Origin of the sequence: Bradyrhizobium sp. 197 (assembly GCF_023073375.1) — a bacterium.
Lineage (GTDB): Bacteria > Pseudomonadota > Alphaproteobacteria > Rhizobiales > Xanthobacteraceae > Bradyrhizobium.
This window is the reverse complement of sequence record NZ_JADPJJ010000111.1, coordinates 18,175-37,478: the sequence shown is the minus strand read 5'-3', so window position 1 is coordinate 37,478 and position 19,304 is coordinate 18,175. Positions and strand designations below refer to the sequence as shown.

General features: G+C 59.8%; 16 protein-coding genes. 9 read left to right on the top strand and 7 right to left on the bottom strand.

Going from position 1 to position 19,304, the window contains the following annotated elements:
• Nucleotides 1–36 precede the first annotated feature (36 nt).
• Both IVB27_RS26575 and IVB27_RS26570 read right to left on the bottom strand, forming a co-directional pair.
• Nucleotides 37–3,138 carry an efflux RND transporter permease subunit gene (locus IVB27_RS26575; RefSeq protein WP_247446057.1) on the bottom strand — a complete coding sequence of 1,034 codons (3,102 nt, stop codon included), beginning with the start codon at nucleotides 3,136–3,138 and terminating at the stop codon, nucleotides 37–39.
• A complete protein-coding gene (locus tag IVB27_RS26570) occupies nucleotides 3,135–4,304 on the bottom strand; it encodes an efflux RND transporter periplasmic adaptor subunit (RefSeq protein ID WP_247446056.1) in 1,170 nt (389 codons plus the stop codon). The genes IVB27_RS26575 and IVB27_RS26570 overlap by 4 nt, the downstream gene beginning before the upstream one ends.
• Nucleotides 4,305–4,349: 45 nt before the next feature.
• On the opposite strand from IVB27_RS26570, the gene IVB27_RS26565 reads away from it, so the two are divergent.
• Nucleotides 4,350–4,859 carry a hypothetical protein gene (locus tag IVB27_RS26565; RefSeq protein WP_247446055.1) on the top strand — a complete coding sequence of 170 codons (510 nt, stop codon included), beginning with the start codon at nucleotides 4,350–4,352 and terminating at the stop codon, nucleotides 4,857–4,859.
• A gap of 370 nt (nucleotides 4,860–5,229) precedes the next feature.
• On the opposite strand, the gene IVB27_RS26560 is transcribed toward IVB27_RS26565, so the two are convergent.
• From IVB27_RS26560 to poxB, 5 genes are all read right to left on the bottom strand, one after another.
• A complete protein-coding gene (locus IVB27_RS26560; RefSeq protein WP_247446054.1) occupies nucleotides 5,230–6,603 on the bottom strand; it encodes a sensor histidine kinase in 1,374 nt (457 codons plus the stop codon).
• Complete coding sequence (locus IVB27_RS26555; protein WP_247446053.1) at nucleotides 6,590–7,267, bottom strand: response regulator transcription factor; 678 nt, start codon at nucleotides 7,265–7,267, stop codon at nucleotides 6,590–6,592. Before IVB27_RS26555 ends, IVB27_RS26560 begins: the two co-directional genes overlap by 14 nt.
• 177 nt (nucleotides 7,268–7,444) lie before the next feature.
• Nucleotides 7,445–9,073: an NAD-dependent malic enzyme gene (locus IVB27_RS26550; protein WP_247446052.1), complete on the bottom strand. Its 1,629-nt coding sequence runs from the start codon at nucleotides 9,071–9,073 to the stop codon at nucleotides 7,445–7,447.
• Nucleotides 9,074–9,137: 64 nt separating this feature from the next.
• A complete protein-coding gene (locus tag IVB27_RS26545; RefSeq protein ID WP_247446051.1) occupies nucleotides 9,138–9,746 on the bottom strand; it encodes an FUSC family protein in 609 nt (202 codons plus the stop codon).
• 25 nt (nucleotides 9,747–9,771) lie between these two features.
• Complete coding sequence (poxB, locus tag IVB27_RS26540) at nucleotides 9,772–11,505, bottom strand: ubiquinone-dependent pyruvate dehydrogenase (protein WP_247446050.1); 1,734 nt, start codon at nucleotides 11,503–11,505, stop codon at nucleotides 9,772–9,774.
• Nucleotides 11,506–11,838: 333 nt separating this feature from the next.
• On the opposite strand from poxB, the gene IVB27_RS26535 reads away from it, so the two are divergent.
• The 8 genes from IVB27_RS26535 to citF all read left to right on the top strand — a co-directional run bounded on the left by IVB27_RS26535 (nucleotide 11,839) and on the right by citF (nucleotide 19,303).
• Nucleotides 11,839–12,327 (top strand): DUF305 domain-containing protein, encoded by a 489-nt coding sequence (locus tag IVB27_RS26535; protein WP_247446049.1) that lies wholly within the window; start codon nucleotides 11,839–11,841, stop codon nucleotides 12,325–12,327.
• 57 nt (nucleotides 12,328–12,384) lie between these two features.
• Nucleotides 12,385–12,648 carry a hypothetical protein gene (locus tag IVB27_RS26530; protein ID WP_247446048.1) on the top strand — a complete coding sequence of 88 codons (264 nt, stop codon included), beginning with the start codon at nucleotides 12,385–12,387 and terminating at the stop codon, nucleotides 12,646–12,648.
• A gap of 947 nt (nucleotides 12,649–13,595) precedes the next feature.
• Complete coding sequence (locus tag IVB27_RS26525; protein WP_247446047.1) at nucleotides 13,596–14,543, top strand: HpcH/HpaI aldolase/citrate lyase family protein; 948 nt, start codon at nucleotides 13,596–13,598, stop codon at nucleotides 14,541–14,543.
• Nucleotides 14,544–14,577: 34 nt separating this feature from the next.
• Nucleotides 14,578–15,525, top strand: coding sequence for an AEC family transporter (locus tag IVB27_RS26520; protein ID WP_247446046.1), 948 nt, complete (start codon nucleotides 14,578–14,580; stop codon nucleotides 15,523–15,525).
• A 14-nt stretch (nucleotides 15,526–15,539) separates the two neighbouring features.
• Nucleotides 15,540–16,595, top strand: coding sequence for a [citrate (pro-3S)-lyase] ligase (gene citC / locus IVB27_RS26515; RefSeq protein ID WP_247446045.1), 1,056 nt, complete (start codon nucleotides 15,540–15,542; stop codon nucleotides 16,593–16,595).
• Nucleotides 16,592–16,888 carry a citrate lyase acyl carrier protein gene (citD, locus tag IVB27_RS26510; protein ID WP_247446044.1) on the top strand — a complete coding sequence of 99 codons (297 nt, stop codon included), beginning with the start codon at nucleotides 16,592–16,594 and terminating at the stop codon, nucleotides 16,886–16,888. The genes citC and citD overlap by 4 nt, the downstream gene beginning before the upstream one ends.
• Entirely contained in the window at nucleotides 16,885–17,751 is an 867-nt protein-coding gene (locus IVB27_RS26505; RefSeq protein ID WP_247446043.1) for an aldolase/citrate lyase family protein, read from the top strand. The genes citD and IVB27_RS26505 overlap by 4 nt, the downstream gene beginning before the upstream one ends.
• A gap of 31 nt (nucleotides 17,752–17,782) precedes the next feature.
• On the top strand, nucleotides 17,783–19,303 hold the full coding sequence (gene citF / locus IVB27_RS26500) for a citrate lyase subunit alpha (RefSeq protein WP_247446042.1): 1,521 nt from the start codon (nucleotides 17,783–17,785) through the stop codon (nucleotides 19,301–19,303).
• The last annotated feature ends 1 nt before the right edge of the window (nucleotide 19,304 follow it).

Below are 19,304 nucleotides of genomic sequence, written 5' to 3'. Positions count from 1 at the left end.
TGCAAGGCGCAGCAGGGGCTCATAGCACTCTGCTAATCACGTCGTGTGAACGGTCGGAGCAGCCTGCGGCTCGCGGCTGCGCCTGCTGGCGATGAACTGCTGCAACCGATCAAGGTAGAGGTACACGACTGGCGTCGTGAACAGCGTCAGGACTTGAGAAAGAATGAGGCCGCCAACGATCGTATAGCCGAGCGGCTGTCGTATCTCGGATCCGGCGCCGGTGCCGAGCATCAATGGTACGCCGCCCAAGATTGCTGCCATCGTCGTCATCAGGATCGGCCTGAAGCGTAGCATACAGGCCCGGTAGATGGATTCCTCTGAACTTGCGCCCTCGTTACGCTCGACCTCAAGCGCGAAGTCAACCAGCATGATGCCGTTCTTTTTAACGATGCCGATCAGGAGAATGATCCCGATGATGGCGATCACGCTCAGATCCATATGGGCCGCCATCAGCAAGAGCAGTGCTCCGATGCCGGCCGAGGGCAGGGTGGAGAGAATTGTGATCGGATGAACAAGGCTTTCATACAGCACACCCAGTATGATGTAGATCACCACCAACGCCGCCAGCACCAGAACCAACTCCCCACCCAGCGCCGCCTGGAACGCGTTCGCGTTGCCTTGGAATGTAGCGGTTAGCGAAGCCGGCTTGCCGCTGTGCTGCTCGAACTGCTGGATGGCTGCCACCGCGTCTCCCAGCGCCACGCCAGGCTTCAGGTTGAACGAGATGGTGGTCGATGGAAACATTCCCTGGTGATTGATCACGATCGGCGCTGCGGTGATCGTGCTGTTGGTAAGCGTGCTCAGCGGGACCTGCTGCCCGCTAGAAGAGTTGAGATAGATCTGCTGAAGCGCAGTGGGGCTGGCTCGGAAGCGCGGGAGTACCTCCAACACGACATGGTACTGGTTAAGCGCGGTGAACATCGTGGAGACGATGCGTTGACCGAAGGCGTCATCGAGCGTGTTATCCACGCTCGCGGGCAAGATGCCGAAGCTCGACGCGACCCGACGGTTGACGGTCGCGTTCAAGCGTGGTCCAGCGTTCTGCTGGTCGGTGGTTACGTCTATAATTCCGGGAATGTTCCTGAGTTTTTCCAGGAAAATGGCTGACCAGTGATTGAGCTCGTTGGAATCGGCATCGGTCAAAGTATATTGATACTGGGTCTTGGACAGTCGCGCGCCCACGGTGATGTCCTGTGCGGCCTGCATGTACAGGGTGATGCCCTGCACGGCCGCAAGCTTGGTGCGGAGTCGGGCGATCACCTGGTTCGCGTTTGCCTTGCGCTGGTCCTGAGGCTTGAGTGCAATAAACATCCGTCCCTGGTTGAGAGTGGTGGTGCCTCCGATCTGGGCGCCGACAGAGGCGATGGCGGGATCCTTCAGAACGGTGTCGATCACAGCTTGCATGCGCTCAACCATTGCCGGATAAGAGATGTCCTGTGCAGCTTCCGCAATCCCCGCGATCATGCCGGTATCTTGCTGCGGAAAAAAGCCCTTTGGAATCACCGTATAGAGATAACCGGTGAGGCCAATGGCGAAAAACAGCGTCATCAGCGTGATGAGGCGATGCCGCAGCGCTACCTTTAGTCCGCGCTCATACACCGAGAGCAGGCCATCGAAGCCACGCTCAGATAATCTGTAGAGCCAGCCGTGCTCATGGCTCTGCGGCTTGAGGAGGTATGCGCACATCATCGGCGTGAGCGTCCGCGAGATCACCAGCGAGAGAACGAGAGAAACGCTTACCGTTATCGCGAACTCGCGGAACAGCAATCCGACATAGCCCCCCATAAGGAACAGGGGAATGAACACGGCGATGAGCGAGAACGTGATCGCCATCACAGTGAAGCCGATCTCGCCGGACCCCATCATCGCCGCATCGTACGGCGAGAGACCCCCCTCGATATGGCGTGTGATGTTCTCGATTTCGACGACGGCGTCGTCCACCACGAAGCCAATGGCGATCGAAAGCGCCATCAGGGACAGGTTGTCGAGACTGTAGCCCATTTCGTAGAGCACCGCGAAAGTGCCGATCAACGATAGTGGCACGGTGACGGCCGGAATGACGGTCGCCCAGAAGTTGCGCAAGAATATGAAGATTACCATCACGACCAGCGCAACCGTCAGCAGCAGCGTGAATTGCACGTCGGCAACGGACGCGCGGATCGTCTGCGTCCGATCGGAGATGACATTCACCTTGATCGCTGGCGGGAGCGATGCCTGCAGCTGCGGCAAAAGCGATTTGATGCGGTCGACCGTCGCGATAACGTTGGCGCCGGGCTGACGTTGAACAGACAGGATGATCGCGCGCTGCTTGTTGAACCAGCCGGCGACCAGATTGTTCTCTGCGGCCTCAATGACGTTGCCGATGTCACGTATAAACACCGGCGAGCCGTTCCGGTAGGCGACGATGAGATCCTTGTAAGCGTCGGGCTTGAGTAGCTGATCGTTGCTGCCGAGCGTAAAGCTTTGCCGCGGACCGGTCAGCGTGCCCTTTGGCTGATCGACATTTGCTTGCGTAAGGACGTTGCGGACGTCTTCCAGGCCGATGCCGCGATTGGCGAGCGCCTGGGGATCCACTTGAACGCGGATGGCGGGTTTCTGCTGGCCGCCGATGCCTACGATGCCCACGCCCGCGATTTGCGAAATCTTCGGCAATAGAATGTTCTCGGCATAGGCATCGACGGTCGTCAGCGGCAAGGTTTCGGATGTCAGGCCAAGCACCAGGATCGGCGTGTCCGCGGGGTTTACTTTCCGGATCGTCGGTGGGTAGGGAATGCCTTGGGGCAGATACGGACTTGCGGCATTGATCGCCGCAAGAACGTCGGTAGCAGCGCTGTCTATGTCGCGGCTAAGGTCAAATTGCACGGTAAGTTGGGTGGCCCCGAGCACGCTTGCGGAGGTGAGCTGGATCACTCCGGGAATCTGCGAGAATTGCTGCTCAAGCGGCGTTGCGACGGAGGACGCCATGGTTTGCGGATCGGCGCCCGACAGCTGTGCCTGTACCTGAATCGTCGGAAAATTGACGTTCGGCAGAGAAGCGACAGGAAGCAGTCGGTAGGTGACAAGCCCACTGAGCAGGAGGGCTATCATGAGCAGCGCGGTCGCGATTGGCCGCTGAATGAATGGTGCGGAAATGTTCATGGGATTTCCTGCTCGACGGAGCTCTGCAGATTGGCTCCTTGCGCAGCCGCGCCGACCAGCTCCGTCACATGTGTACCGGCCTGAAGACGATATTGACCGTCAACCACGACCCTCTCGTTGGCCTGAAGGCCCGAATCGATCAGCGCGTCGCCATCGCTGATCGAGGCAACCTTGACGGAACGCGTTGCCACGGAATCGTCGGGTCCGATGACCCAGACAAAGGAGCCCTGCGGTCCCTGCTGGATTGCGAAGGCCGGGATTGTCAGCCCGTTGTGGCGGGTTTCGAGAAGCAGCCGTGCGTTGACAAGTTCGCCTGGCCAGAGCAAGCGCTTGGCGTTCGGAAATTCCGCCCGCAGCCTTATCGTCCCGGTCGTCTGGACGATTTGGTTGTCGATTAGGTCAAGTTTGCCTTCATCGAGTTCAGTACTGTCGTCCTGGCTGTAGGCAAGCACCTTGAGCGGCCGGTTCGTCATCTGGCGCTGGATTTCTACGAAATCCGTCTGCGGGAGCGAGAAGATCAGCGAGATCGGCTGGATTTGCGTGACATCGACGAGGCCATTTGCGTCAGTTGGATGGATGATGTTTCCGTTGTCGACTTGGCGAATGCCGGTCACGCCATCGATCGGCGAAGTCAATTGCGTGTAGCTTAGGTTCGTGTTTGCCTGCGCAATAACTCCCTCATCTGACTTCACCATCGCCTGAAGCTGGGCCAGCTGAGCCTTTGTGGTATCGACCAGCTGGGTACTTGCCCAGCCGTTTTGAGCAAGTGGTTCGTATCGGTTCAGGTTAGCCTGGGCATTGACGACCTGTGCCTGATCCCGGTCGCGATTTGCGATCGCCTGATCAAGCTGCGCCTGGTACGGCCGCGGGTCGATCTCGGCGAGTACGTCGCCTTTCTTGACGGTCTGGCCTTGCTTGAAGCTGATCTTGACGAGCTGTCCGGTGATCTGGCTGCGCATGATTACGTTGTTGTGGGCAATCACCGTACCTACGCCACGCATGTAGATCGGCACGTCGTGGCTGAGTACCGTTGCCGCAACGACCGGCACAGCTTGCGGGATGGCACTCAGCTGCGTTGTCGCAGGTTGACGGAATTGTCGCGCGGCGAAAGCGGCGCCGCCGGCACCAATCAAGCCGACGACAAGTGCGATCCATAGTTTGCGCATGCGCCCCTCCGATTCCTTTAGCAGCCGGATGCCGGTGTAACCGCGTTGGCGCTGGTGCCCGCGGTCGAAGAGGAGTCACTCGTCGTCGAGCTCAAACATGGCGACGTCGTCCCCGGTATGGTCGAGCCGTACGTCATTGTGGAGGTGCTGGGCAGCGGGACCGTAACCAACGGGCTCACGCCGGTGCTACCTGTCTCCGTGGCGCCGAGCGGGATCGAGCTTCCTATGACCGACCCGCTCGAACTCGCTCCCGGTGTTGACGAACCAGTCGCGCCCGCGGACGACGAAGTGCAGCCGGAGGTCATATCCAATCCACCGCCGTCGAAGGTCGTGCCGGCAGCTGTCATTGATGTCGTATTGTTCGTTCCAGAGGACTGCGAACCGGTCGAGCCACTGGCGCCGCAGGACGGAGTAGGTGCTGGGCTAAGGCCGCCCGGATCGATCTCTGTTGATCCAAGCGGGCTCCCGGAGACAGTCGTTCCGCTCGTTCCATTCGTGCCCAACACACCGAGTGGAGAAGTCGCTCCTATCGCCGAGGGGCTGACGGAGGTTTGAGCTTGAACCGCGCAACTCCAAAGCATTGCGAGCGCCGCTATCGCCAATCCTTTTCGCATGTAATCTCCCGCTGTCGTCTGGCAGACGGTTCCTCCCGCTCCCAGGGCTTCACCAGAAGTGTCGGTACGAAATCCTGATTCTTTGAATTCCGGGAGACGTGGCCGACCGTATCTTCGTATCAAACATACGAGGCCGGCGCTCCGAGGCCACTAAATTGGCCCGGCACGAGTCTAAATTTGAATTTAGGGAACCAGACGACGGTTAGGCAACAAGCCACCGTCGCTCAGCAACGAGAGCCGATGTCGTGCCGGAAAGCAGCGAGCATCGCCGGAATAGGAATGCCGGGCCGGTACCATTGCCGCGCAGTCGATCAGAACGCGATTTGCGCAATGCAGCCCGGGCCGCCGGGTGCCGGAGAGAGAGTGAAGCGAAAGCCGTGCAGCTTTACGATTGCGGTGACCAGGCTGAGACCCAATCCCAGTCCGGGCTCTCCGCGGCTCTTGTCTGACCGATAGAAACGCCGGGTGACGAGATCGCGTTCGCTTGCCGGAATTCCGCGCCCGGTATCGCTAACGCGTACGGTGCCGCCGTCCTCAGTCAGGCTCAGCTTAAGTTCGATCTGGCCGCACTCGGGGGTGAACTTCACGGCGTTATCGACCAGATTCGCCACCGCCTCGAACAGGAGGTCACGGTCTCCCCGCGTGACGATTTCCTCCTTGGCTTCCACCGTCAAAGCCACGCCCTTGTCTTTGGCGATTGGCTCATAAAGCTCTGCGACGTCGCGTACGAGCTCCGCCAGCTCGACATCGCGGAAGCCAACGAGCCGACGGCTGTGCTCGATCTCGGCGATACGGAGTAGCGCCGTAATCATTGTCAACGATTGGTCAAGGCCCATGATCGCCTGATCCACGGACGCCTGCAGTTGATCGAATTTGGTCGCATTGTGCCGGCCACGCTCGAGCGTCATCCTGACGTTGGTTAGCGGAGTTCGTAAGTCGTGGGCAATATCGTCTCCGACGCCAGCCACGCTCCGGAGGAGAACTTCTATCTCGTCCAGCATTCCGTTGATGAGCGTTGCGAGTTCGTCGAAGGGGGCATTGGTGCCTTGCACCGGCAGGCGTTCGCGCAGTTCACCCGCGACGATCCGCTGAACCAGCTGGTTTACCTCGTCGATCCGTCGTTGTGTCCTGATGCTCAAATAGGCTCCGACGGCAAGCCCGAGGCACAGAGCCGGAATGATGCCCCACGCCAGGACTCGTTCCACCGAATTTCCCATCTGCGCCACCTCATCGACATTCCGCCCTACGACAAGGATTTGTCCGTCAGCAAGCCGGCGTGCTGTGGCACGAACGCTCTCCTTCTCCCGTCCGAGGGCATCAATTCGCACGATTGATGTTTCGCGCGGACGAGCGCCCAACTCAAGACCATGCGGCAGGCTCTCGATATTGCCCATGATCCGATTGCCATGCGGATCGAACAAGGCAACGAGCTTTACACGACGGGGATCCTGGTCGATATGCCACTGAAGCGCCTGCAGCCGCTGTTCCGATGGAAGAGCGGAGAAGGTGTCGGCGCGATCGGTAATCAGGCGGTCCACGCTGTCGATCACATAGGTCGAGTTCGGCCAATAGATAAAGCCGATCATCAATCCCACGCAGATTGCGAACGCGCCCGCTGCAACGACGATGCCGCGAAGGAGTGTCCAGCGAAACGTTCTCGTACGGGCAAACTCAGGAAGGCGCACGCAAGATAAATCCTTCTCCACGAATGTTTAGAAGCATCGGCGGCTCACCGGGCGCGTCAACCTTTCGACGCAGGCGTCCCATATGCACATCGACGAGATTGCTCTGTGGCACGAACTTGTAGTTCCAGACTTCCTCGAACAACATTGCTCGCGTGAGCAACTGGTCCTCCCGACGCATCATGTATTCGAGTAGACGACACTCGCGCGGAAGCAACTCGAGGGTGCGCTTGTCGCGTTTGGCAGTCCGCTGAAGGAGGTCGAGTTCTAGGGGGCCCACGTGCAACACGGTTTCGCGGCTGTCACCGGGCCTGCGCAGCAGAGCTTCGATCCTTGCAATCAGCTCGACGATCGCGAACGGTTTCGTAAGATAATCGTCGCCGCCGGCCCGCAATCCGCGCACCCTGTCATCCACCGCGCCAAGAGCGCTCAACACCAGAACGGGAGTCTGAACCTGCTCCTGGCGGGCAACCTCAATGATGGTCAGACCATCAATGCCGGGCAAAAGCCGGTCTACGATCATCACGTCGGCCTCGCACGTGCGTGCCTTGTCGAGACCCTCGACCCCCGTGGCCGCCCAGTCAACGTCGAATCCGCGATTGACCAGCTCGGCCATGATCTGGCTGGCCGTCTCGTTATGATCCTCAATCAGCAGCACCTTCGGCATCGCAGGTTTCCTGGCGCTCTAAGCGTATTGCGTTGCCGTCGGGAGGCAGGAGCCATCCTGCCTGAGGCCTCTCGCAGGCATTCGCTACAAGACGAAGTACTTCTACCACATGGCAGGCCGCCATTAAATTACCGTTTAATCTGGGAATTTGGCTATAGCGTGCCGCAGCTCTTAACTTCAAGCCGCATAGACCGGCCGATAGACTTGCGAACGGACCAGCGCGCCGACGTCCTTGGGACGCTCTTTTCGCGTAAGATTGTTTTCGAAAATGTACTCGGCGATACGCGTCGCGACGTGAAGAGAGGCGGCGAAGATCTGGCCGCGCGGCGGATAGATCAGCCCGGTTGCAAGGTTCTCATCGGTCACTTGCTCTGCGACGGCCTTCGCTGCGACGATGAACATTTCATCGTTAACGCGGGTCGCTTCGGTTGCGAATATGGCCATGCCAACTGCAGGGAAGATGTAGACATTATTGCCTTGGCTCGGCATGAAGGTCTTTCGGTCAATGTCGACCGGTGGAAAAGGGCTACCGCTCGCGAAAATCGCTCGACCGTTGCTCCAGCGGTAGGCTTCTTCCGCCGTGCATTCCGAGCGTGAGGTCGGGTTGGAAAAGGGGAAGATGATCGGCCGTTCATTGATCGCGGCCATGGTTTCGATGACCTGCTGATTGAACAGCTTCGGCACGGTGCTGACGCCGAAGATGCCGGTCGGCCGCAGCGCCTTCACCGCCTCAGCGAAGCTCGAGATAGGCGCATGATCCAGGGCGAACGGCTTCTGGAAATCAGCGAGGTCGCTGCGCGACGCGACCAAAAGACCGTTGACGTCGAACAGCGCATTGCGGGACCGGGCCTCGGCGATGCTCATGCTCTCAGGCACCATTGCCCGGCTGATCAGCTCGGCGATCCCGGTTGCCGCCGAGCCGGCGCCCAGAAATAGAAAGCGCTGTTCTCGAAGCGGCCGCCCGGATATGCGTAGCGCTGCGTAGATGCCCGCAAGGGCAACCGCTGCCGTACCCTGGATGTCATCGTTGAAGGTACAAACTGAGTTGCGATAACGAGCAAGCAGCGGGACTGCGTTGATGTTGGCAAAATCCTCCCATTGGATGCAGCACCTCGGATAGAGAGACCGTACAGCGTCCACGAATTCATCGACGAAAGCTGTGTAGTCTTCGCCGCGTACACGGTGCTGACGCAGCCCAAGGTAAAGCGGGTCATCAAGCAAATCCTGGTTGTTGGTGCCGACGTCGAGCGTCACCGGCAGGCAATATTGCGGCGGGACGCCGGCGCAGGCGGTGTAAAGCGCGAGCTTGCCGATCGGAATGCCCATGCCGCCGATGCCGAGATCGCCGAGACCCAGGATGCGCTCGCCGTCGGTGACAACGATAAAGCGGACATCCTTCTCCGGCCAGTTGGCAAGCAGTCGCTTCAACCGACCCTGGGCGATGATGGGGAGATAGACGCCTCTTGGTGCCCTGAAGATGTGGTCGAACTTCTGGCAAGCCTCTCCGACCGTCGGCGTATAGACGACCGGCATGAAGCTTGCCGGATCCGACATCAGCACGGCATAGAACAATGTCTCGTTTCGAGACTGCAGGTCGGACAGCAGAAGGTACTTCTGCAGGTCGTCATCGAGGCTTGCGAGTTCGGAATGAATACGCGCGACCTGCAGCTCAAGCGTGCTCGGCACAGGCGGCAGTAGTCCTTCCAGACGATGCTCGCGCCGGTCGGCGAGTGTGAAGGCCGTACCCCTGTTCAAATGCGGGTTGCGGAGAAGCTCGTAACCGGCATCGGCGACTTCGAAGGACATGATGCTAACCTTGTTGAACTGTTTCAACAAACGAAGAGGGGAAGCGAGGGCGAATGCGCAGAATTCAGGGGGCCGATCCCTCGTCAGGCTCTGTTTCCGGCTTGCCGGGTGTGCGTGCGTTGGCAGAGGTTCCGATCCTCTCCTCGACGATGTGCGTCACGCCGCCGACCAGGGCGCCCAGCACCACTTCCGATGCCCTTATGACCGCAACAAGCGCCGGCGCGGGACCGGGGGCCGCTGCCACGAGGATGAGAGGGCAGGTCCATAGGCAGACCCGGATCAGCGGCCGACCCATTGCCGCGCTCGCGCACAGGGCCACGCCGATGCCGATCTGTAGCACCAGAGGAATTCCGATCCTGCGGCCAACCGAGTTGACCAGCAGCGCAACGGCTAGTCCGATGAACGTGCCCAAGAAGCGCCCATGGATCGAGTCAAGCGTTGCCGTCACGCTCTCCTGGGATACGATCAGGGCGGAGATCGGTGCCCAGACCGGATGTTGTAGTCCGACAAGCCTGGCCAATTCGTACGCGAGTGAGGCAGCCGTCGCGCAGCGGATGACAAAGCGACTTCGGTCGGCTGCACAAATGGCACCCTGCTTTAAGGCGCCGACGCTGCTGAACCATCGGTCAAACGCGTGTGTTCCCAAGGCGAGAAACCGTATCGGGACGGCCATAGCCCATCTCCTCCTTTCGGCGCAATCATCGCCACAGGTTGGTACGCGCGAGCTCGACGACCTCATCCGTTCGGCCGCTGAGCACAGCCTTGATCATGTAGAGGGTGAACCCCTTCGCCATTTCGGCCGTGATCTTGGGTGGGATCGCCAATTCCTGGCGGTTCACCACGGCATCCACCAGGACCGGGCCGTTATGCGCAAGAGCAGCACGGAGGGCGGGCTCGACATCGGCTGGATCTTCGATCCGGAGGCCAACTATGCCCGCCGCTTCGGCCATCGCGGCGAAGTTGGGATTTTTCAGCTCCGTCCCAAAGCCGAGGATGCCGGTCGATTTCTGCTCAAGCTCAATGAAGCCGAGCGAGCCATTATTGAAGACGACGACCTTTACCGGCATGCCGAGCTGGGCCAGGGTCAGAAAGTCGCCCATCAGCATGGTGAAACCGCCGTCGCCCGACAGCGAAATAACCTGGCGTTTTGGAAAGGCTGCCTGCGCGCCAATCGCCTGCGCCATCGCGTTGGCCATTGAGCCATGCCAGAACGATCCCAACAAGCGCCGCTTGCCGTTCATCGTGAGATAGCGCGCCGCCCAAACCGTTGGCAGGCCGACGTCGCAGGTGAAAATAGCATCCTCAGCGGCCAGATCGCTCAGCGCCTTCGCGATTTGCTGCGGATGCACCGGCGTGCGCCCGGGCGTGCCGGTCGCAAGCTCATCGAGCGAGGTGCGGCTCTTGGCATAATGCGTCAGCGACCGATCGAGATGACGGCGGTCCTCCTTGTCCTCAAGCAGGGGAAGCAGGGCGCGCAAAGTCGTGCCGACGTCGCCGACCAGACCGAGTTCGATCGGCGTGCGGCGACCGAGATTCTCAGCGCGAATATCGATTTGGGCGATGCGCGCCCCTCCTTGCGGGTAAAACTGACGATAGGGGAAATCGGCGCCGAGCAGCAGCAGCGCATCGCAATCATTCATCGCGTAATAGCCCGAAGCGAAGCCGATCAGCCCGGTCATTCCGACGTCATGGGGATTGTTCCATTCGACGTGCTCCTTACCGCGCATGGTGTGTACCATCGGCGATTTCAGCCTCTCGCCGAGCGCGATCAGTTCGTCATGGGCTTTGGCGCAGCCCGAGCCGCAAAGCAGCGTGACGCGCTTTGCACCGTTTAGAAGGTCCGCCAGCGCCCGGATGTCATCGGGCCTGGGCACCACCGTGGGCTGCCGCGGCACGAGATCGAGCTGGGGGACTTTGGTCGTCTCTGCCGCAGGCTGAAGCGCGACGTCACCGGGGATCACGATGACGGAAACCCCGCGCTTGCCCAGGGCTTCACGGATCCCGATCTCTACAGCGCGCGGCATCTGGTTCGCATTGGAGACGAGCTCGCAGTAATGGCTGCATTCGCGAAATAGGTTCTCCGGATGGGTCTCCTGGAAATAGCCGAAACCGATTTCGGCCGAGGGAATATGAGCCGCGATCGCCAGCACCGGCACGCGCGAGCGGTGGCAGTCGAAGAGACCATTGATGAGATGCAGGTTGCCGGGTCCGCAGCTCCCGGCACAAACCGCGATACTTTCGGTAAGATGCGCCTCGGCACCGGCCGCAAAAGCGGCGACTTCCTCGTGGCGCACGTGCACCCATTCAATCTTGCCCTGGCGGCGGATTGCGTCGGTCAATCCGTTCAGACTGTCGCCAACGATTCCGTAAATTCGTTTTACGCCTGACGCCGCCAGCGTCTCGGCGAATTGATCAGCGACGGTAGTCGGCATGGTCCGCTCCTTCAAGTGACGACATCACGTCGTCGTTTCTGAGCTTGGACCTAGGAATGGAGTGGGTACTTTCCCAATATATTATTTGTCAGAATTCAGGATGTTTTGGATAGCCCGCCACGCTTGGATCTAAGGCTAAGCAGCGCGCGGGCCAAAACGTACTCAGGAAAGCAATCTGGGTTCAGGACAAAGAGATATCTGCTCGCAAGATGGTTATTCAATCCTAACTTTATTTTTAGTTGAGAACGTCACCTCGCCCCACCAGTTCGAAGGAAATCGCCGCTTCGCTGCGGCAGCAATCCACCTGCGCAATCGATTCCGTTGGAGGTCAATATGGCTCTGTTGTCGCGCTCATTTGTTCGTACGCGAGTCATCTCGTTGGCGGCGGCGTTAACGGTATCGGCGACCTCGTTTGCCTTCGCACGGGATACAGCAAGTTCTCAACATGTCGACGCAGCAGCCTCCGACGTCAACGAACAACGGTTCATGTTCGAGAATGATCTGGCGATGAGCAACATTACCAGGGAGATGCTCGTCAAGCCGACGGGGGATATCGATCGAGATTTCGTGGTGATTATGATACCTCTCCATCAAGGTGCGATCGACATGGCGCGCGCCGAGCTCAAATACGGTCACAACGATGAGCTCAGGCGCCTTGCGGAGAACATCATCACGCAACAGCAGCATGAGATTGCGGTGATGCGTCATGCAGTCGGAGAAGCGCCGGCCACGCAGTCCGGCGAACCGCCGGCGCCGCAACCCAGCACGGAGTCAGATTCGAAGCGCTCGTCGGCTGCGACAAATACAACGAAACTGAACTGACACTGCCAGAGGCGCCCGCCTCCAGATGTTTCCGATAGTGTTGATGGAGCAAATCGAATGCGATCCAGTCTCATCATCGTCGCGGGTCTCAGCGCCGCGTTGATCTGGAGCGGAGAAGCCGCGCTCGGTAGTCCTCCTGGAGATCGCGGGATCACCGCGTTTGGCAATGCCCCGATCGGCCACTTGCAACCTCATGCGCCGCAGTTTTCACCTGGTTCGTCCGCAGATCAGGCCGAGCAGACAAGTATTACGAGTTTCAATGCCAAGCAACAGGGATTGGACAGAGAACTCGATAGAAGTCTCAATATCTTCCGTTGCTGACCTTGCCGGGTGCCGCGCCAAATCATCTCAGGGCGCTCTTTAAGGACAATTCGGCTGACGTGGTCGTCTCAAGCTGAAGTGAGCTTTGTGAATGGCAATTTAATGGGTCCGTGCCGCTGCCATCCTACATCCGGCTCGAAGCATCCGAAGAGTTCGGATGCGACCGAAAGCAAGAAGTTCGTGTCGCCCGACAATGCGCGCGTTGACCGGAGCGTGACTGAGCTTCGGGTGCTCTCCACGAACCCTCGCTTCGGTCGCGATCGGAGAACATCATCATGACCTTATTCAAAACTCTCACCGCAGCCGTCCTTTTGTTCGGGGCGGCAGCAACACCTGTCTTCGCACAGGGCGGCAATTCAAGAGCCGGGCGCTTTCGCCTTCTACCATCCGAACGCCGACGTCCTGAACGGAGGCGCGCCCACCCCGGAAGCCGCCTTGGCGTCGCAGCCTCCAGCCGTTTGCGAAACCTATGCGGCGATGGAAAACGGTGAAGCCCCCGCGCAGCATCATCGCACCCACCGCTGTGAGCGTCTCGGCACAATGAAACGTGAGCGCCGGCGAACGTGCATCACCGAAAAAGATAAAGAAGATCTGTGTTTGAGTAACGGCGCTCGCGATGAATGGCGCGATGCCCGAAATAGGCTGCCGCGGCGCGCGGTTCTGGTGGGCGCGGGGCTTGTAAGTCGGCGGCAAGACGCCGGATTGGTGACTTGCGTGTCGGTCGCCCGTTCGCCTTTATCCCGCGAGACCGCAAACCGCCGTGGCGCAATATGCCGGCGTCTCCGAATGCATACTCGCGTGGTTCTCAGCCTTAAACGCAAATTTAGTCACCTGAGCAGCCATTTTAATCGTCCAAATCCGTGCGCAGCTTACCTTCATCCTATCGATCGCTGAGTGAACCGGGCCGCGCCCTCGAGCCTGCCCCAGCAGTCGGAAAAGGAGCCTATATGACAATCAACGTTGTTGTGCCAACCACGCAGAAATCCACCGCTTCGCTTCGCAGCCAGGTCCGGGCATGCCGCAGCTTCCTGCTCACGCCCGGCTCTCGGCCCGACTCCCTTCACGGCGCCCGCGCCGCCGGTGCCGACTCCATCATCGTGGATCTCGAGTCGACCGTCGCTCCCGACAACAAGCGGCAGGCGCGAGAGGCCGCATTTGCCTTTCTGGGTCAGCCAGCCGAAGCGGACTTCGTACGTATCCTGCGTATTAACAGCCCGCGCTCGGTGACCGGGCTTCATGACTTGCTTGCGCTAAAGGAAGCCAACGCCAGACCCGACGCGCTTATCATCCCGAAGTGCCAGTCCGCCGACGAGACCGGACTCGTGATCGACATCCTGGATGGTCCGCTGTCGAGCGTCGGCGTCATCCCGATGATCGAGCTAGCGCAGGCTGTATTCGTCGCCGATCGGATAGCGCAGGCGCACGACCGTGTCTACGGGCTTTTTCTGGGCGGGGGTGACTTGGCGGCCGACCTTGGCGCGGAGGGTTCCTGGCAGAGTCTCCTGTTCGCGAGATCCGTGGTCGTCGCGGCCGCCGCTACGGCGGGCATCGCGGCCATCGACGTACCTTATTTCAAAGGGGATGCCGCCGGCTTGCGGCGAGAAGCGATGGCGAGCCGGAAGCTCGGCATGACAGGAAAGTCGGCTCTCCAGGCAGAACAGCTCGCCGCCATCAACACCATCTTTACGCCTTCAGCGGATGCCGTGACCCGCGCTCGCTCCGTCGCCGCCGCTCGGGCCGCAGCCGGCACGAGCACGCCCGTGATCGCCGGACATGTCGTCGAGCCGGCGATGGAGCGAGAGGCCGAGCGGGTGCTCGCGATCGCAAACAGGTTCGGCATCGGCGCGCAGGCATCCGAACGAGAACGATCACGCGAAGACGGCGCGAATGCGTGAGGGTCGGCGCTCAGTCTAATTATCGGAGCAGCGCATGCTAAACACCATCGCCGCCACCCTCGTACCCGTCGCTTTCGTCATCTATCTCGGCTACCGCGCCGGTCGACTGAAGTTCTTCGGGAGTACTGACCGGGCCTTGCTGACGCGGCTGGTTCTCGCTTGGCTGTTGCCGCCGTTGCTGCTCGCTGGGATTCTGCAAACGCCCCGAGCCGACCTGGTTGACTACCGAATACCGTTGCTGTTCGTCGTGGGACTCATGGTCCCATACCTCGTGGTGCTGCTCGGCTGCCGGTTCGTCTGGCGTTACGACCTGCGTACGTCGACATTGAAGGCGAGCCTGCTCGCTTTCCCCGATATGGTATTCATGGGCGTTCCGATCCTCGGGCAGTTGTTTGGCCCATCGAGCCTGTATCCGATCCTCATCGCAAACCTCGTTCCGTCGCTGATCATCCTTCCCCTCACAACGGTATTGCTCGAGCTTGGTTCGGACAACGGGAAGAGCCGCGGTCTGGCGGCATTCACGAAAACGCTCGTCAAGGCAATGCGTGAACCGCGTGTTTGGGTGCCTTTCCTTGGGATCGTGGCGGTCATTCTCGATTTTCACATGCCCAAGTTCGTCATCAGCTCGTTGCACCTCATTGGCAGTGCAACGACAGGAATTTCGCTCTTCGTGGCAGGCCTCATCATTGCTGAGGAGAAAGTTGAGCTCACGAAGACGGTGGCAGTAGACGCTCTCATCAAGAACCTCGTGCACCCCGTCGCCATGCTCCTGACTGTCCTGGCGTTCGGGGTCGCTGGCGTGGTCGCGCAGGAAGCAATTCTGCTTGCGGCTCTTCCCTCAGCCGTGATCACGACCATGTTTGCTGAAGAATACGGCCTTCTCCAATCCGAATCTTCCACCACGATCTTGGTGACGAGGGTGCTCGCCTTCGCAACCATCCCGATCATGATCGTGGCGACCCACCATCTGATGACCGCGTGAAAGAGGCTGCACCTATGAATATCGAAGCGGACTTCTACACGGTAGACCCGACGGATGCGCCTCACGAGATGAAAGAGGTCCAAACGCTGCTTGCTGCAAACAATCTCGAACTGGATGGCCAGGTCGAGCTATTCGTCGTGTATCGACGAGAAGGACATGTTGTCGCCTGTGCCGGTCTGGACCACTATACGATCAAGTGTGTCGCCATCGCCCAACATCTTCGCGGGGAGTCACTCAGCCTGCGGCTCGGCAGTGCGGTTGTAAAACTGGCAGCTGAGCGAGGACAGTTTCATCTCTTCCTGTACTCTCCGCCTCACAATCTGCCGTTTTTTCGCGGTTGGGGCTTTTATCCGCTGGTCGAGGTGCCGCGGCTGGTCATCCTGATGGAGAACAGTCCAGTCGCGATTCAAAGATATTGCGACGGATTACGTGAGCGGCGTCGGCCGGGGCGCAGGATCGGCGCCGTCGTCCTGAACGCCAACCCCTTTACGCTCGGCCATCGCTATTTGGTCGAGCAGGCCGCGCACGCGTGTGATTGGCTCCATGTGTTCGTGGTCGGAGAAGACGCGTCGCTATTGTCTTATGACGATCGCTTCGCGCTCGTGGCGGCAGGCGTAAGGCACATCGACAACCTGACGCTCCATCCCGGCTCCGACTACATCATCTCCCGCGCTACCTTTCCCGGCTATTTTCTGAAGGAAAAGGCGTTGATCGACAGCAGCCGGGCCGCGATCGACGTGCTCATGTTCCGTGAATATATCGCGCCGGCGCTGAACATCACGCACCGTTACGTGGGAACCGAGCCCTTCGATCCCGTTACCAGCAGCTACAACGCCGAGATGAAGCACTGGCTGCAGTATGCAGCCTCTGCGGCCCCGCCGATTGCGGTCGCCGAGCTGCCTAGGGCGTCCGTCCGCGGCGTGCCGATTTCTGCATCCCAGGTCAGAGGATTGCTGTCGCGGCGCGACTTCTCCCTCATCGAGGAACTCGTTCCCATGACGACCTTGCAGTTCTTGAGGCGAAAATATCCCGTCGAATACATCACACAGTTGGAGGTCCAAACGCGATGAAAGTCATCAAGGAAGCGATCGCCGGCACCCTGGAATCCAGCGACGTGCTGGTCAAGGTTGCACCAAGCGACAAGGAAACTCGCGAGGTTGTCCTCAAGAGCGAGGTGATGAAGCAGTTCGGCAAGCAGATCATGCTGGTCGTCATCGATACGCTCGACAGCCTTTCGGTGAGCGCCGGAGCGATATCCATCGAGGACAAGGGCGCGCTCGATTGCGTGATCCGTGCACGAGTTCAGGCGGCGGTATTGCGCGGCTGTGAGGCGCCAGAACTGGATTGGCGGAGGCTGTCATGAAACTACGGCGTAGCATGCTCTTCGTCCCCGGCGACAACGCGGCGATGCTGAGCACCTCTTTCGTATACAAGCCCGATTCGATCATGTTCGATCTGGAAGACGCCGTCTCGCCGCGAGAGAAGGACTCTGCGCGACTGTTGGTGTTTCAGGCGCTGCATCATCCGGCCTATCGCGACATTGAAACTGTCGTACGTGTCAATTCGCTTGCCACCGAGTTCGGCCTCAAGGATCTGGAGGCCGCGGTCAGAGGTGGCGCGGATGTCGTGCGCCTGCCCAAGACCGAGAATGCAAAGGAGATTCACGATCTCGAGGCTCACGTGGCGCGGATTGAGAGTACCTGTGGCCGCCCGGTCGGGGATACCAAGATCGTGGCAGCCATCGAGTCGGCCTCCGGCGTCGTCAACGCCGTATCGATTGCGACGGCTTCGCCGCGCATGATCGCAATCGCGCTTGCCGGATTTGATTACCTCGTCGACATGCACACGAAGCGCAGCAAGGGTTGGCAGCCTGAGCTGTTCTACGCCCGGGCTGCGGTGCTGCATGCCGCACGCGCGGCGCGGATCGACGCGTTTGATGTCGTGTACGGCAACGTGAACGATGACGCTGGCTTCTTGCGCGAAGTCAAGATCGCCAAACGGCTCGGGTTCAATGGGAAGTCCCTGATCCATCCGAAGCAGATCGAGCTTCTGCATCGAGCTTACGCGCCGACCGAGGAGGAAGTGAGTCATGCGAAGCGCGTCATTGCAGCGGCGGCGGAGGCGCGGCGCAAGGGGCTTGGAGTCGTGTCACTCGATGGGAAGATGGTCGACCCGCCTGTGATCGAAGAGGCTGAAATGGCGCTGCAACTTGCCGAGGCATCCTGACTAAAACCACAATAATACGAAGGACGATGTCATGAACACCGCATCAAAGAACCTGGCTACACAGGACGCCTCGCTCGCGAAATTGGCGCCGTTTGCAGGAGCGAACGCCCAGACTCCCTATCTCTCAGCCCTCGACACCAAGTTGCACCGCAAGCTCTGCGGCTCGCTCGAAGAATCCATCCAGCGATCTGGACTCAAGGACGGGATGACAATCTCGTTCCATCACGCCTTCAGGGAAGGCGACAAGGTGGTGAACAAGGTTGTCGAGACTCTGGCCCGGCTCGGCTTCAAGAACCTCACACTCGCCTCGAGCTCGCTTCTGAATTGCCACGACCCTCTGGTGGAGCACATCAAGAACGGCGTCATCACAGAAATCTATACGTCCGGGATGCGCGGCCGGCTTGCCGAAGCGGTTTCGAACGGGTTGATGCAGCGACCGGTGCAGATCCACTCGCACGGGGGCCGGGTTCATCTTCTGCAGACAGGGGAATTGAAGATCGATGTCGCGTTCCTGGGCGTGGCCAGTTGTGATGAGTTCGGCAACGCCAACGGCTCGCACGGCAGTTTGAGCTGCGGTTCGCTCGGTTATGCGAAGGTCGATGCCGAATATGCTCGACAGGTGGTGCTGCTGACCCAGGAATTGGTCGAGTTTCCGAACCATCCGGCGAGCATTTCGCAGGATCGGGTCGATCTCATCGTCAAGGTCGATCAAGTCGGCGATCCCGCGCTGATCAGTGTCGGCGCGGCGCGCGTCACCAATAATCCGCGGGATCTGCTGATCGCTCGCCACGCCGCGGACGTCATCGAGCACTCCGGTTACTTCACGGATGGCTTTTCCCTTCAGACGGGCTCTGGAGCATCATCCACCGCCGCCACCCGCTTTCTCGAAGAGCGCATGACAGGCAGGGACATCAAGGCCAGCTTTGCACTGGGCGGGATCACCGGAAGCATTGCCGAGTTGCACAAGAAGGGGCTGATCAAGGCGCTGGTCGATGTCCAGTCATTCGACGCCGATGCCGCGGAATCGCTGCGTAGCTCGAACGCGCATATCGAAATCTCGGCCAACGAATATGCCAATCCCACGTCGAAGGCAGCCTACGTCGACCGGGTCAATGTGGTTATTCTAAGTGCGCTGGAGATCGATGTCGACTTCAACGTCAACGTGATCACTGGCTCCGACGGCGTGATGCGCGGCGCATCCGGAGGACACTGCGACGTCGCGGCGGCGGCCGATTTGACCATCGTCGTTGCCCCACTCGTGCGCAGTCGTATCCCGACGGTGGTGCGCCGGGTCACCACGCTTCTGACACCAGGTGAATCGGTCGACGTCCTGGTGACCGATCATGGCATCGCAGTCAACCCCAAGCGTCCGGAAGTCGAGCAGCGGCTGCGTGACGCCCGCTTGCCCGTCATGAAAATCGAGGAGCTGCGCCAGAAAGCTGTGGCGCTAACGGGCGAGCCCGAGCCCCTCGAATTCACCGAGCGCGTTGTCGGTGTCATCCGCTATCGCGACGGTAGCGTGATCGATGTCGTGCGGCAGGTGAGGAACTGAT